Raw genomic sequence first — 14,608 nt, forward strand, 5'->3', positions numbered from 1 at the left:
ACTGACGGACAGTCCGGCCATGAGTGACAAGCGGAATATCGACGGACCGGGGCCTGCGCATGAGCGGGTCTATCGCAGCCTGCGCAACCGGATCCTGCATGGCGAGATTGAGCCGGGCGAGAGCCTGACCCTGCGTGGAATTGCCAGCGAGCTTGGCGTCAGCATGACCCCGGTGCGCGAGGCGTTGCGGCGGCTGGTGGCGGAAGGGGCGCTGACACTGTCGAAATCGGGCCGGATCGCGACCCCCGCCCTGACCAATGAGCGGATCGAGGAGCTTGCCGCCATCCGTGCGCTTTTGGAGCCGGAACTGGCGGCACGGGCCATGCCGCGCGCCCACATGGCGCTGATCGAGCGGTTGCAGGACATCAACGGGCAGATTCAGCGGCTGGTCAGTGAGGGTGCGCGCTCTGGCTATGTGCGTGCCAATATGGAATTTCACCGCTCGCTTTATCTGCGGGCGCAGGCGCCGGCGATGCTGGCCCTGACCGAGACGGTCTGGTTGCAATCAGGCCCGACCTTGCGGGCGATGTATGCCACGCAGCAGCAGACCAAGGCGGTCGATCATCATATGAAGATCATTGCCGCGCTGAAGGCGGGGGATGAGCCGGGTCTGCGTTTGGCTGTGCGGGCGGATGTGACCGGCGGGTTGAGGATGTTGGCGCGATGAGGCGATCTCTTTTGGCTTTGTTGATCCTGGCCGGATGCACGGCGGATGTGCCGGTGGAGCGGGGACCGGTCGCGGGCGCGCTCTGCGGTGATCCGCGTCTCGTCGGGACGGCGCAGGTTCCGGTGACGGGGCCGGGGGCGTGTGGGATGGCGGACCCGGTGCGTCTTTCTGGTGTGGCTGGGATCACTGTGGCCGGGCGTCCGACGATGACCTGTCGGACGGCGCGCGCCTTTGCGGATTGGGCCGAAGGGGGTCTTCAAGTGGCCGCCGCGCGCGACGGGCGACAGGTGACCGAGATCGTCACGGTCGCAAGCTTTGCCTGCCGCAATCGCAATGGCACACGGACGCGGCGTTTGAGCAACCATGCGCTGGGCCAGGCGATTGACATCTCGGCGCTTGGCTTTGCGGATGGTGGGCGTTTGAGCGTGCTGTCGGATTGGACGAATTCAACCATCCTGCAGGAGGCCGCTGGGCGGGCCTGCGGGCCGTTCAACACCGTGCTCGGGCCCAACTACAACGCGGCCCATCGCGACCATCTGCACTTCGATGTCACCGATGAATATGGCGGCGGCACATTTTGCCGCTAGTGCTTTTCGGCTGATGTGGTAAGGTAATCTTACCAATTTCGGAGTTTTGAGATGCCGCGAGTCGCGCTGTTTGTCACCTGTCTTGTGGATATGTTCCGGCCAAGTGTCGGTTTTGCCACGATAAAACTACTTGAAGAGGCAGGTTGCACCGTTGAGGTGCCCGAGGCGCAGACCTGTTGCGGACAACCGGCGTGGAACTCTGGGGATCGGGCGACGGCGGCAAAGATTGCGCAGGATGTGATCCGCGCATTCGAAGGGTACGATTATGTCGTCGCGCCCTCAGGCTCGTGCACGGGGACGATCGTAAAGGACTATCCGCAGATGGTGGAGGAGGCCTGGGTGCCACGGGCCGAGGCGTTGGCGGCCAAGACGCATGAGATCACAAGCTTCCTGACCGACGTGCTGGGCATCACGAGCGTTGCGGCGGACGTGCCGCGTCTGGCGACGTATCACGACAGTTGTTCGGGCCTGCGCACGCTGCGGGTGAAGGAGCAACCGCGCGCGCTGCTCGCTTCTGCCGGGATCACCGTGCGGGAGATGGAAGAGGCGGAGGTTTGCTGCGGGTTCGGCGGAACGTTCTGTGTGAAATATCCCGATATTTCGACCAGCATGGTGGGGGACAAGGTGCGAAACGCGACCGAGACCGGGGCCGAGATGCTGTTGGCCGGTGATCTGGGGTGTCTGATGAACATGGCAGGCAAGGCCAGTCGTGAGGGTCGAGGGATCGAGGTGCGCCATGTGGTCGAGGTGCTGGCGGGGATGACCGACACGCCTGCGATTGGGGAGGGGAAGTGATGGGAATTACCGCGCTACATGCCCCGGACTTGATCCTGGGCCATTCCCAGATGGCAACCCGGCCCCGGATCAAGTCCGGGGCATGTTGGTCGGAGGGCTGTGCATGAGCCTCGACAACCCGACCACCCCGCAGTTCAAAGCCAACGCGCGGCAGGCCTTGGCCAATGAGAACCTGCAATCGGCCCTGCGTGGCGCTCGCAACGGTTTCGTCAACGGGCGGGCGGCAGCGCGCGCCAAGCTGGGGCCAGACGAGTTTGATGCGCTGCGTGATGCGGGCCGGGATCTGAAGAACCACGTTCTCGCCAATCTGGGCGATTATCTGGAGGCGTATGAGGCCAAGGTCACAGCCTCTGGCGGCCATGTGCATTGGGCTGAGACGGCGGAGGATGCGCGGGCCATCGTCCTCGACATTTGCGAGCAGGCGGGTGCCAAAACCGTCAATAAGGGTAAGACGATGATCTCGGAGGAATGCGGGATCAACGACCACCTTGCGGCCCACGGAATCAAGCCGGTCGAGACGGATCTGGGCGAATACATCATCCAGCTGCGCGGTGAGCATCCCTCCCACATCATCGCGCCTGCCGTGCATGTGACGGTGCCCGAAGTGCGCGACGCCTTCATGGAGGCGCATCCGCATCTGGATGCAGAGCGCGACCTGTCGGGCCTCGACACGCTTCTGGCGGAGGCGCGGGGCGAGTTACGCGCCAAATATTTCGAGGCAGAGGTCGGGATCACTGGCGCCAATATGCTGATCGCCGAGACAGGGCAGAGCATCATTGTCACCAATGAGGGCAATGGTGATCTGAGCCAGAGCCTGCCCAAGGTCCACATCGTCATGGCCTCAATCGAGAAGATCGTGCCGACGATGGAGGATGCGGGCACGGTCCTGCGGATCCTCGCCCGCTCTGCCACCGGGCAGGACATGAGCGTCTACACCACGCTGAGTGCCGGGCCACGGCGGGCGGAGGACCCGGACGGGCCGGAGGAATACCATGTCGTCCTGCTCGACAATGGCCGCTCCAACATGCTGGGCACCGAGTTTCAGGACATGCTGCGCTGCATCCGCTGCGGGGCCTGCATCAACCATTGCCCGGTCTATCAGACGGTCGGCGGACATGCCTATGGCTGGGTCTATCCCGGTCCGATGGGATCGGTCCTCACGCCGTCGCTGATTGGCGTGGAGGAGGGCGGGCAGTTGCCCAACGCCTCGACCTTCTGCGGGCGGTGCGAGGATGTTTGCCCAATGCGCATCCCCTTGCCCAAGATGATGCGCCATTGGCGGGAACGAGAGTTCGAAAAGAAGCTGACCCCTGGGGCGACCCGGTGGGGCCTGGGCGTTTGGGCGTGGTTCGCGCGGCGGCCCGCGCTCTATCGTCTGGGAACGCGGATGGGCATGGCCGCGCTGCGTGTGATGGGGCGCGGTCGCGGAAAGCTCGCCTCCGTCCCGTTGGCCGGTGGTTGGACTGGTTCAAGGGATATGCCAGCACCCCAAGGCGACACGTTCATGGCGCAATATAAAAGGGCGCAGCGATGAGTGCGCGGGACAGAATTCTGAGCCGAATCCGAAAGGCCGAGGCGCCCGCGGCAGAGCATTTGGCAGCACCGGTTCCCGGTATTGCCTCCCTCGAAGGGGCCGCGCGGATCGAGAGGTTTTGCGCTCAGGTCGAGGCGGCCTCTGCGACCTTGTCGCGCCTCGACAGTTTTGAGGCGCTTCCGGCTGCCTTGGCGGACGAGTTGCGTCAGCGCAACTTGCCTGCGGCGATCCGAATGGGCGCAGATCCCGACTTTGCCCACCTCGATTTCGGTGGGCTTCAGGTCTCTCACGGGCCCGGCCGGATAGAGGAGCCCGCAACCCTGTCCCGTGCGACCTTCGGGATGGCGGAGACGGGGTCACTGGTGCTGCTCTCCGGTCCTGACAATCCGGTGACGCTTACCTTCCTGGGCGAGACGCATTTCGCAGTGCTGCAAGAGAGTGATGTAAAGGCGGGGTTCGAGGATGTCTTCGCGGGACTGCGTGCCGCTGGTCATGATCCGCGCACAGTCAATTTTGTGACCGGGCCGTCGCGCTCTGCCGATATCGGGCAGACGCTCCAGCTGGGCGCACATGGACCGGTGGCGCTGCATGTCTTTTTGGTCGCAGGTGGGGTGGAGTAACGCGGCCCTGCAGACCTCCTAGACGGCAGACCTGCGAAAGCATCGTCTCTTTACACCTCACTTTGATGAGTTAAGTATCTCGGTGGGCAATCGGACGACACGCAAGCTGGATCGCGACATGCGACCAGAAGGATACGTATCATGCGAATGCTCCCCGCGCTGATCGCAGCGGCGATGAGTTTTTCTTCCGCTGTTTATGCGCAGGCCCTGACCTGCGCGACGGCGGCCTCCGGCCCAAATAACATCGCTGTCGGTGGTTTTTTTGCCCAGAATTATGACCTGCAAGCGGGTGAAACGCTGACAGTCACCACCAGCGGAACCATGACAGGCCGCTTGGGTGGCGGCGGCGCTGCTGGCTTTACGCTCTGCGGCGGGACAACTTGCTCGCTCACGGCGGCGGCGGCTGAGAACGGGTTCAACATCTCGATTGGAAATGCCTCGTTCACGACGCCAATCACCGCGACGGTGTCCTGTTCGGCTGCCGGCGCGGGAGGCGGTGGTGGTGGCGGTGCTGGCGCTGGCGGAGGTGCCGCAGCCGCAGCAGGTGGTGGCACGACACAGCCCACAATCACGCAGGTTAACAACCTGCGTCAGCAATTGCTTGGAATTGCTGCACAGGCCACAGGCCAATCGCAAGGTTTCAACGTCGGTGCAGCGATCCGCAACGCAATCGCAGGTGCGCCTGGCTTTACCAAACAGCCCATCCGGCCCTTCGGCGACGGCGGTCTCTATTTCCAGGCGCCGATCAGTGATCCTGACGGCCTTTCCGGCTTTGAGGCCTGGGCTGCGTTCAGCGCCTCGACCTATGATGGAACGACGGAGGGGACGGGACTGGATCTAACCTTTGGCATTCAGCGTCAGGTCACAGATGCCCTGACCGCGGGTCTGGCAGGCAGCTACGGCACCCTTGATCTGAACTCAGGTGGCAGCAATGTCGACGCGAGAGCCTTTGTCGCCGGGCCCTATTTTGCCTATCAGCACCAGAACCTGAATCTGAACGGTTTCATCCTTTACGGCCGTCCAGACTATGATTTTGGCGGTGGGGTGTCGGCGGATGCGTCGCGTCTGACCTATTCGCTGGGTGTGTCGGGCCGCTTTCCGCAGAGCCGGTATATCGTCTCTCCCTTCCTGAACCTGTCCGGTTTTCAGGAGGATATCGACGCGGCGGGGACATTGGCGGCGCAGGATATCTCACAATATGCGCTGGGTGTCGGCAGCCGTGTCGATTTCGAGACGCGTGGTGCGTTTGACCCCTATGTCGCCATCGGCTTCGACGCATGGGAGTTCGACAACGGGACGAGCCGGTCGGATGGCATCTCCCCACGATTGGAGGCCGGGTTCTCGATGCAGGCGGGGGCAGGATCGCTGAGCGCGGATTTCAGCGCGGCGGAAATCTCGAACGATGTCCGCAGATACGGTGTCAGCCTGCGCTACGACCTGCGGTTCTAACGCAGCGCGACGGTCCTTCGTTGACAGCGGGGGCGGGATGTTCACATTCTGTCCCCGCACAAAAGGAGGGCGGCCCATGACACAAGCGCTGGAAGATCACGCAGGATCGCTGCCCGGCGCGTGGATGGTTGTCCAGTGGATGGGCGCCCATGTGTTCAAAGTGGGACCGGGACAGAAGGCGAAGGTGTTCGCAATCTTCGCAGATAAGACAGGGCGCGTGACGCTCAAATGCAAGGATGCCGAGACGGCCGCCTTCCTGATCGAGATCGGCGCCGCCGAGAAAGCGCCGCATCTGCCGCGCGGCGGGTGGGCGGCTTTTTCCTTGAAGGATGTAGATGAGGCGGATCTTAAGGAACGGATCGAGACATCTTATGATGCGGTCCGCGCGACCCTGACGAAAGCGGCGCAGGCGGATATCCCAGCGCGTTGAGAGCACCTGCAGCGCATGGGTATTTGGCCCAATCCGAAGCGGTCAGAGCGCGCATTCCGCAATGTCGCGTCCGACAAATTGTCCGATCGGTTGCAGGCTGAGCGACCGGTCGAAGAAATCGAGAATCACCTGATCAGAGGTCGTCGCCCATTTTCCCTCGCCCCGCGCCTCTGACAGCACATCGCAGGAGACGCCCAGATAGATTACGTCATCACCGGCCCTGAGCACGACGCCATAGCGGTTGCGCTGCTGGTCATAAGTGACGCCTTCGTCGGAGGTTACGGTTGCGGCGGCGGGCATTGGTGCGGCCACGGCGAGTGCCAGAATGCAGGGCAGGAGACGCTTGAACACGGAACTCGAATCTTTCGCTTTAATTTCCACCTGATCTGGACTATGGCACAGCCTCTTGCGGCGTTTACACCCCTGGAGGATCGCCGCTCATTGAAACGTGATATGATATTGGAGATAGCCGATGGCTGAGAATCTCGTTCTCGAAGGCACGTCGCGCGCAGGTACGGGCAAAGGGGCCGCTCGTGCAGCACGTCGTGAGGGTCTGGTACCTGGTGTGATCTATGGTGGCGGTCAGGACCCGATCGCGATCAACGTTCCGTTCAACAAGCTGTTCACGATGCTCAAGCGTGGCAAGTTCCTGTCTACGCTGATGGATCTGACGATTGACGGTACCGTCCACAAGGTGATCTGCCGCGCCGTTCAGCGCGACACCGTGAAAGATCTGCCGACCCACGTGGACTTCCTGCGCCTGTCCGACAAGTCCCGCATCAACCTCTACATCCCGGTTGTCTTCGAGAACGAAGATACTTGCCCGGGTCTGCGTAAGGGCGGTGTCCTGACCGTCGTGCGCCCGGAAGTGGAACTGAAGGTGACGGCAGCGGACATCCCCGAGCAGCTGGTCGTGAACCTCGAAGGTTACGAAGTCGGCGATACCATCACCATCTCCAACATCGAGCTGCCCAAGGGCACGCGCCCGATGATCACCGACCGCGATTTTGTGATTGCGAACATCCAGGCGCCGTCCGGCCTCGCGTCGCAGTCTGATGATGACGAAGGTGAAGAGGGCGAAGGCGAAGAGGGCGGCGAGGAGTAATCCGCGCCCCATCGCTAAATGCTTTGACGCCGCCTTCCACCCTGGAGGGCGGCGTTTTTCATGACCGATCTGCCGCCATCGAGCGTGGGGTCGCAGCACCTTGCTGCGCCAGCACCATCGCCCCCACAATCAGCAGGCAAGCCAGCGCTTCGCGCAACCCGACCGCCTGACCCAGCGCCAGATAGCCAACCGCGATCATTGTGGGCAGCTCGACACTTCCCAAAACGGCGGTGCGCGCGGTGCCGATCCGCGGAGAGCAGATCACATAGATCAATTGCGGTACCAGGGCTGAAAGCAGGCCGATGCCCGCCAGATAGGCCCATGCAAGCGGAGTAGGGGGCGTGATCTCCACCATCGTGGATCCGGCCATCAATGGTGCGAGCCCGATCAGAGAGCCGAGCGAGACCCCCGCGACCCTCGCCAGCGCGCTGAGCGGACCCAGCCGGTGGACAAGCACGGTGATCCCGATTGCAAAGCCCAGTGGAGCGGTCAGCGCAATCAGCATGGTTTGCAGCCCGCCTCCTGCCAACTCGACCGCGCCGCCCGCGATCGCTGCGGCTGTCAGGATCAGGGCCGCTGCGATGACGGCCCGAGGGCGCGGGGTGTCCCGAAAGACGATCCATGCCACGGCCAATGTGAACGAGGGATAGGTCATGTAGAGCACACCCACCGTGGCGGCGGGCAATGATTGCAGCGCGCTGACATAGCCGATCCAGCCCAATCCCATCATGGCCCCGGCGGCCAACGCCCAGAGGATCGCCTGCCACGCCGTCCGCTCTCGGATCAGTAGCGGGCCGAGCACCAATGCCGCAAAGGCATAGCGCGCAAAGGCGACAGCATGGGGTGCGAGGCCTGCATCGGTCAGCCCCTTGCTGAACCACGGGACCAGCCCGAAGCAGATGGAGGCAGATATCACACCGACCGGTGCGATCCGGTCTAGGCGGCAGGATTGCATGTCTCTTGGCCTATCGTGAACGCGGTGATGTGGAAAGGGGCGGGGTGACTTGCTATGTCGCTGTCAGGTTCGTTTGTCGGAGGATTGGGCGATGCTGATATTTACTGGATTGGGCAATCCCGGCCTGAAATATGCCGGCAACCGGCACAATATCGGGTTCATGGCGCTTGACCGGATCGCTTCGGATCACGGGTTCGGGCCGTGGCGCGCCAAGTTTCAGGGGGAGGTTTCTGACGGGCGGCTGGGCACGCAGAAGGTGGTGTTGCTCAAGCCTACGACCTTCATGAACAATTCCGGTCAGTCGGTTGGCGCGGCACTTAGCTTTTACAAGCTGACGACAGATGACCTGACGGTGTTTCACGACGAGCTCGACCTTGCGCCCGGGAAGGTGCGTGTGAAAACCGGCGGAGGTCATGCCGGTCACAACGGGTTGCGTTCGATCCACGCACATGCGGATCCGGACTATCAGCGCGTCCGGCTGGGAATCGGTCATCCGGGTCATAAGGACCGTGTGTCCGGCTATGTACTGGGTGACTTTGCCAAGGCGGATCAGGATTGGCTCGACGATGTGCTGCGCGGTGTATCGGATGGCGCGGCAGAGCTTGCCTCAGGAGAGAGCGGGAAGTTCTTGAATGCCGTGGCCCTGCGGACCGCGCCGCCCCGCGCGTCTACGGGTGACAAATCGAAGCGGGCGCAGAGTGAAACCACTCCACGCCCGGTCCTGCCCCCTCCGGCAGGGGAGGAAAAGTCACTTTCCCCCCTCGAACGCCTGGCTGCGAAATTTCGCAGCTAGGCTAACTTATTGATGGATCAGGTGGCTGTGCAGCTCTGCACCGCGATCGGCTCCCCGCCTGAGAACAGGGCTGTCGCCATCTGCAACGCTTCGTTGGACTGCGCCATCATCTGGTCGCTGAGCCGCTGCATCTCAGCCAGTTTCGCCGCGTCCGGGGTTTCCCCCATGATGGCGGATTGAACGATAGCCGAGATCCCGGTGAAGGTTTCGTGCGCGCAGTTGAGCACGGTTGCAACTTCCGGCAGCGGTTCGACAATACGGTTGTCCAGATTGCCGGTGCGCAGATCTGCCAGAGCACCGACCAGCGTCGCAAAGGTTGCTGCAAGCTCCCCCTGCATCGTCATCGGGTCATCCGACTGCGCCAGCAGGCAGTGCTGGGCGGCCAGAAGCTGCGACAACATCCGCTGGCGTCCCATCACGTTGAGCGTGCGAGACTGGTCGGCCGGCAGGACCGACGCGCGGGAGTATTTCTCCTCCATGGATGCGACCAACCCGTTGACCTCTTCTACCAGGCGCCCGGAAATGCGCGCCATGTCCTCAAGCTCTGTGCCCTCGGCATAGCCGCGTGCGGCGATGTAGAGCGGATAGATCTGATACTGGGCCCAGTTCGTCTCAGCGATATTCGACAACTCACGACGGATGATGGGGGAGCGTTCGGCAGTCAGGCCGATCTCTTCGTTGCCATCAAGCAAGGTCGCTTGCGTTTCGGTCATCCCGGCAATGTCAGCGTTCAGGGCCTGGCCGTTGCCTTCTACATCGACATCCATGGCAACATAGCAGGCATTGCGCAGCATGCGCTGCGTGCGCATGCGCATCGATCCGGCAAGGTCAATGCGGTAGGCGCCGGCTTCCGCCCGGTCGAGCTGAGCCTGTGCATTTGCGAAAGGAGCTGCAGCAAGTGCTGCGGTGAGGAGGAGTGCGAATTTCATAGCTGTCTGTTCCCGTTCTGCGCTAACTGACTTCGCGACCAAATCCCCCAACAAGACCGCTTACAAAATTGCTTAGCGGAGCAATGTATACGTTTGCAATGTATCCTTTGGTACAGTTTGGGGCTCTAAAGTATTGAAATCTATGAATCTGACGCGAGTGACGCAAGGTCACACTCTCCTTGTGATTGAGCGCTCTATCGCGAGGGCCTTGTGTTGCTGGACGGGGCAGTTGCGCTGCGCCGCCATCCAGCCTACAAGGCGCGCTGATCCGCGACCAAAGGGTCGCTGAGTCCCCTTTTCAGCCATTTGTCAGGTCCCGCCATGCTTCTTGCCCCGATCCTTCAGCGGCATTTCCAACAGATGTTCCAGATGTCCGGCTCTCAAGCCCGGATCGAGGTCCTGTCGGGGCTGACAGTTGCATTGGCGCTGGTACCAGAGGCGGTGGCCTTTGCCTTCGTAGCCGGGGTCGAGCCGCTCGTTGGCCTCTATGCGGCCTTCATGGTCGGGCTGATCACGTCGATCATGGGCGGACGCCCCGGCATGATCTCCGGCGCGACCGGCGCGCTGGCGGTCGTAATGGTGTCGCTCGTTGCGGAACACGGGGTGCAATATCTCTTTGCCACCGTCATTCTGATGGGGATCATCCAGATCATTTTCGGTGCTTTGAAGTGGGGCAAGTTCATCCGTCTGGTGCCGCAACCTGTGATGATGGGCTTCGTGAATGGCCTCGCCATTGTCATCTTCCTTGCCCAGTTGGAGCAGTTTCAGGTGCGCACCCCCGATGGTGGCCATGAATGGCTGGGCGGCGGCGCGCTGGCGATGATGCTGGCGCTTGTCGGTCTGGCGATGGCGGTCATCTGGGTGCTGCCCCGGTTCACAAAGACGGTTCCTGCACCACTTGTCGCCATCTTTGTGGTTTGGGCCGTTGTGGAGGTTTTGGGCCTCGACACGCGTTCGGTCGGTGATCTTGCGAGCATTGAGGGCGGGTTCCCGACATTCGCGATCCCCACGGTGCCGTTCACGCTGGAAACATTCTACATCATCCTGCCCTACGCCCTGATCCTGGCCGGTATTGGCCTGATCGAGAGTCTTCTGACCCTAAACCTGATTGATGAGATCACCGAGACGCGCGGCCGGAACTCGACCGAGTGTGTGGCCCAAGGTGTCGCCAACCTGGTCACCGGCTTTTTCGGCGGTATGGGCGGCTGTGCGATGATCGGCCAGTCGATGATCAACATCTCATCTGGGGCCCGTCAGCGCCTTTCCGGCCTTGTGGCGGCGCTTGCCCTGCTGACCTTTATTCTCGTGGGCTCTTCCCTGATTGAGCAGATCCCTGTGGCCGCACTTGTCGGTGTGATGTTCATGGTCGTGATCGGAACATTTGCGTGGCGGACCTTCCAGATCATGCGAAAGGTGCCGACATCGGATGCGATACTGATCGTGGTTGTGACCGGTGTGACGGTGATTGCCGATCTGGCCATTGCAGTTGTTGTCGGGATTATTCTGGCGAGCCTCATCCACTCATGGCGGGTCAGCCGCCTCGTCTCGGCCCGGACCTGGCGTGCCGACGATGATAGCGTGAAGACCTATCACCTGAATGGCCCGGTCATGTTCGCGTCGATTGAAAAGTTCCGTGAACTCTTCACGCCGAAGACTGATCCGCAGCGCGTGATCGCCGATTTCACGGAAAGCCGTGTTTGGGACATGTCGGGCGTCGATGCGCTCAAGAGCCTGGCGGAGCGCTATCAGCGTGAGGGCAAGACGCTCGAATTCCACGGTCTCAGCCCGGATTGCGCACAGCGTCTGGGGGATTACACCCAGCTTGTCGTGCGCGATGAAGAGCATGATCCGAAATACGAGCTGTTCGTCGATCGCGACAACCCGCCGGGCGCGCCCGTCGCCCATTGAGGGCGCGACACGCGAACCCCTATTGACGGGCGGGTGCTGAGACCGGCACCCGCCCGTTTGGGTCTACCTGACAAAGCACGGGGCAATGGCGCCGGAAGGCGGGTGTGTCTCGTTTCTCGGGTCGCGTGCATAGGATGATAGCGCCATCAAACCAGCTTGCGCAGAGCGGGCGGGAAACCGGTCATGGTAGAAGATGATCCAGTTGGCATTTTGCTTTTCGACCCAATCGCGCCGCTGGTTGGTGATCGAATAGGCGCGGAACGACCCGGTATCTGGATCCGAATTGCGCGCATATTGAATGATGAGATCCTGATCGCGGGTCGCATCAGCGATATACCGGACCGCGTCATGAAGATCAGTGCCGCCCGACGCATAGCTATAAAGATCTACGCCTTGCCCTGCCGCCATTTCCGCCATGGCCACCAGTGATGAAACAGCGGTGTTGACGTAGTGGATCGCGCTGCCGCCCCGCTCCGTATCGCCGGGGATCGAGCCGTCAGGGCGCATCGCGTCTATGCCACGTTGATAGATACGCACGGCCCTGTTGAATGCGTCTGTATTTTCTGCGGCGATGCCGTAGGCCATAAGCCCGACGCCGTAGAGAAATTTCTTGTTTTCATTCCAGCCCCGCATGCGCGGGTTGTTGCCCGTACGCTCAAGCACACGGTCCAGCCAGCCTTCGACAATTGCCTGCTCGTCTGGGGAAAAGCTGGATTTCCATGTGCCGTAGGCGATGGCCGTTGGCGCGATGGTGTGTGCGGTGAAGTAGACGGTCGCAGGACCACTGTCGCGGCCAGCGTTCCAATCACGTGGCCAGCGCAGAGCGTCAGCACGCGCCCACGCCAGAATACTCTGCCGCAACTGCGCCTCCGCTGCGGGGTCGGAGGCGGCGCGCACCGTCAGGGTCTGCATGGCTGCTGCGAACCCATCGAGCGCGGTAGACATCGGATCTGTCTCCGCCCCGTAATATTCGTCCCTTGGATCCACGATCTCCCATGGTGGCGTTGGCGTGTCCCGGTCAACCGAGCAGCCCGGCAACGGTGCTCCAAACGGTTGGCTGCTGGCAAAACTCATGGAGGCAGTTGGTGAACTGCCTGCGGTTTGCGGCCCGCAGGCTGCCAGAACAGCCAAAAGTGGGAGTGTGGTGAGCGTCACGGCACGCATGGAAACCTCCGTCCTTGTCAGGGTTACGTTGGGACAACTCTAACAAGGACAATTCCGCGCGTCCTAGCCCGTTGGGGTGATAAACTAGTCCAAACCGCTAGGACTGATGACGACAGACCACAAAAAAACCGCCCCAGACAAGCCGGGGCGGTTTATCCGTTCGTGACGGCTGACGCTTAGCTGATCTTGGCCAGCAATCCGTCCAGTGATGCTTTCGCGTCGCCATAGAGCATGCGGCTGTTCTCTTTGAAGAAGAGCGGGTTTTCGATGCCCGAATAGCCCGTGCCCTGACCACGTTTAGAGATGAAGACCTGCTTGGCCTTCCACACTTCCAGAACCGGCATGCCGGCAATGGGGGAGTTCGGGTCCTCTTGCGCGGCCGGGTTCACGATGTCATTCGCGCCGATGATCATCACGACATCCGTTTCCGGGAAGTCGTCATTGATCTCGTCCATTTCCAAAACGATGTCGTAGGGCACCTTCGCTTCAGCCAGCAGCACGTTCATGTGGCCGGGCAGGCGACCCGCGACCGGGTGGATCGCGAAGCGTACTTCCTTGCCCTTGGCGCGCAGGCGCTTGGTCATCTCGGACACAGCGGACTGAGCCTGTGCAACGGCAAGGCCATAGCCCGGCACGATCACAACGCTGTCGGCTTCTTCAAGGGCGTTGGCAACGGCATCCACATCCGTGGCCACCATTTCCCCGTCGATCTCCATCGCCGGGCCACTCTCGCCGCCGAAGCCGCCGAGGATGACGCTCACGAACGAGCGGTTCATCGCCTTACACATGATGTAGCTGAGGATCGCACCTGACGAGCCGACCAGCGCACCGACCACGATCAGCAGATCATTGCCGAGCGAGAAGCCGATGGCCGCAGCGGCCCAGCCGGAATAGCTGTTCAGCATCGACACGACGACCGGCATGTCCGCGCCGCCGATCCCCATGATCAGGTGATAGCCGATGAACAGCGCCAGCAGCGTGATGATGATCAGCGCCCAGGTGCCCGCGCCGCCCAGATAGGCCGCCGCGAAGATGACAGACAGAACCGCCGCCGTCGCGTTGAGCAGGTGACCACCCGGCAGCTTTTTCGCCGCCGTGTCGACCTTCCCGGCCAGCTTGCCATAGGCAATGACAGACCCGGTGAAAGTGACAGCACCGATCCAGATGCCCAGCACCAGTTCGACCCGCAGGATGCCAATCTCGACACTCGTTTTCTTGGCGATCAGCTGTCCGAAGGAAGACAGACCTTCGTACGCTGCCAGCGAGGCATAGGCATAGCCATCACCCGCAGTTCCGCCGAGGGTCAGACCCTCTTCAGCAAATACACCTGTCAGGGTGGAGATCATGATATGTGCGTTGAAGCCAACGAATACGGCTGCCAGACCCACGAGGGAGTGCATGGCCGCCACCAGTTCGGGCATTTGTGTCATCTGCACCCGGTTGGCCAGTTGCCAGCCGATCAGACCGCCCATGCCGATCAGGATCAGCGTCAGAAGCCACAGGCCAGAGCCTGGCCCCATCAGAGTGGCCAGCACGGCCAGTGCCATACCGGCAATGCCATACCAGACCGCGCGTTTCGCGCTTTCCTGACCGGACAGACCGCCAAGCGAAAGGATGAAGAGGATCGCAGCGACCACATAGGCCGCGATGAGAAGTGCGTTTTCCATTTGTC

Annotated in this window: 15 protein-coding genes; 10 read left to right on the forward strand and 5 right to left on the reverse strand. The window is 61.8% G+C overall.

Annotation, left to right across the window (positions count from 1 at the left end; genetic code table 11):
- Positions 1 to 19 precede the first annotated feature (19 nt).
- The 7 genes from POI8812_RS04025 (at position 20) to POI8812_RS04060 (ending at position 6,082) form a co-directional block, all read left to right on the forward strand.
- Positions 20 to 667 (forward strand): GntR family transcriptional regulator, encoded by a 648-nt coding sequence (locus POI8812_RS04025; RefSeq protein WP_108781521.1) that lies wholly within the window; start codon positions 20 to 22, stop codon positions 665 to 667.
- Entirely contained in the window at positions 664 to 1,254 is a 591-nt protein-coding gene (locus POI8812_RS04030) for an extensin-like domain-containing protein (RefSeq protein ID WP_108781209.1), read from the forward strand. The genes POI8812_RS04025 and POI8812_RS04030 overlap by 4 nt, the downstream gene beginning before the upstream one ends.
- Positions 1,255 to 1,305: 51 nt before the next feature.
- Positions 1,306 to 2,049: a (Fe-S)-binding protein gene (locus POI8812_RS04035; protein WP_108781210.1), complete on the forward strand. Its 744-nt coding sequence runs from the start codon at positions 1,306 to 1,308 to the stop codon at positions 2,047 to 2,049.
- A gap of 103 nt (positions 2,050 to 2,152) precedes the next feature.
- A complete protein-coding gene (locus POI8812_RS04040; protein ID WP_108781211.1) occupies positions 2,153 to 3,583 on the forward strand; it encodes a lactate utilization protein B in 1,431 nt (476 codons plus the stop codon).
- Positions 3,580 to 4,203, forward strand: coding sequence for a LutC/YkgG family protein (locus tag POI8812_RS04045; RefSeq protein ID WP_108781212.1), 624 nt, complete (start codon positions 3,580 to 3,582; stop codon positions 4,201 to 4,203). Before POI8812_RS04040 ends, POI8812_RS04045 begins: the two co-directional genes overlap by 4 nt.
- A 141-nt stretch (positions 4,204 to 4,344) precedes the next feature.
- Entirely contained in the window at positions 4,345 to 5,652 is a 1,308-nt protein-coding gene (locus POI8812_RS04055) for an autotransporter outer membrane beta-barrel domain-containing protein (RefSeq protein WP_162844877.1), read from the forward strand.
- A 76-nt stretch (positions 5,653 to 5,728) separates the two neighbouring features.
- On the forward strand, positions 5,729 to 6,082 hold the full coding sequence (locus POI8812_RS04060; RefSeq protein ID WP_162844878.1) for an MmcQ/YjbR family DNA-binding protein: 354 nt from the start codon (positions 5,729 to 5,731) through the stop codon (positions 6,080 to 6,082).
- A gap of 42 nt (positions 6,083 to 6,124) precedes the next feature.
- Here POI8812_RS04060 and POI8812_RS04065 read toward each other — a convergent pair whose 3' ends face one another.
- Positions 6,125 to 6,433 carry a hypothetical protein gene (locus POI8812_RS04065; RefSeq protein WP_108781216.1) on the reverse strand — a complete coding sequence of 103 codons (309 nt, stop codon included), beginning with the start codon at positions 6,431 to 6,433 and terminating at the stop codon, positions 6,125 to 6,127.
- Positions 6,434 to 6,554: 121 nt separating this feature from the next.
- Here POI8812_RS04065 and POI8812_RS04070 point away from each other — a divergent pair, with 121 nt between their 5' ends.
- A complete protein-coding gene (locus POI8812_RS04070) occupies positions 6,555 to 7,187 on the forward strand; it encodes a 50S ribosomal protein L25/general stress protein Ctc (protein ID WP_108781217.1) in 633 nt (210 codons plus the stop codon).
- Positions 7,188 to 7,245: 58 nt separating this feature from the next.
- Here the strand turns inward: POI8812_RS04070 and POI8812_RS04075 are convergent, their stop codons facing one another.
- Entirely contained in the window at positions 7,246 to 8,142 is an 897-nt protein-coding gene (locus tag POI8812_RS04075; RefSeq protein WP_108781218.1) for a DMT family transporter, read from the reverse strand.
- 91 nt (positions 8,143 to 8,233) lie between these two features.
- On the opposite strand from POI8812_RS04075, the gene pth reads away from it, so the two are divergent.
- Positions 8,234 to 8,935 (forward strand): aminoacyl-tRNA hydrolase, encoded by a 702-nt coding sequence (gene pth, locus POI8812_RS04080; RefSeq protein WP_108781219.1) that lies wholly within the window; start codon positions 8,234 to 8,236, stop codon positions 8,933 to 8,935.
- A gap of 17 nt (positions 8,936 to 8,952) precedes the next feature.
- Here the strand turns inward: pth and POI8812_RS04085 are convergent, their stop codons facing one another.
- Positions 8,953 to 9,864 (reverse strand): type IV pili methyl-accepting chemotaxis transducer N-terminal domain-containing protein, encoded by a 912-nt coding sequence (locus tag POI8812_RS04085; protein WP_108781220.1) that lies wholly within the window; start codon positions 9,862 to 9,864, stop codon positions 8,953 to 8,955.
- A 321-nt stretch (positions 9,865 to 10,185) separates the two neighbouring features.
- Here POI8812_RS04085 and POI8812_RS04090 point away from each other — a divergent pair, with 321 nt between their 5' ends.
- A complete protein-coding gene (locus tag POI8812_RS04090; RefSeq protein WP_108781221.1) occupies positions 10,186 to 11,772 on the forward strand; it encodes a SulP family inorganic anion transporter in 1,587 nt (528 codons plus the stop codon).
- Positions 11,773 to 11,835: 63 nt separating this feature from the next.
- On the opposite strand, the gene POI8812_RS04095 is transcribed toward POI8812_RS04090, so the two are convergent.
- Positions 11,836 to 12,936 (reverse strand): alginate lyase family protein, encoded by a 1,101-nt coding sequence (locus POI8812_RS04095; RefSeq protein ID WP_108781222.1) that lies wholly within the window; start codon positions 12,934 to 12,936, stop codon positions 11,836 to 11,838.
- Between the two features lie 176 nt (positions 12,937 to 13,112).
- Positions 13,113 to 14,603 (reverse strand): NAD(P)(+) transhydrogenase (Re/Si-specific) subunit beta, encoded by a 1,491-nt coding sequence (locus tag POI8812_RS04100; RefSeq protein ID WP_108781223.1) that lies wholly within the window; start codon positions 14,601 to 14,603, stop codon positions 13,113 to 13,115.
- Positions 14,604 to 14,608 lie beyond the last annotated feature (5 nt).

Origin of the sequence: Pontivivens insulae, assembly GCF_900302495.1 — a bacterium.
Lineage (GTDB): Bacteria > Pseudomonadota > Alphaproteobacteria > Rhodobacterales > Rhodobacteraceae > Pontivivens > Pontivivens insulae.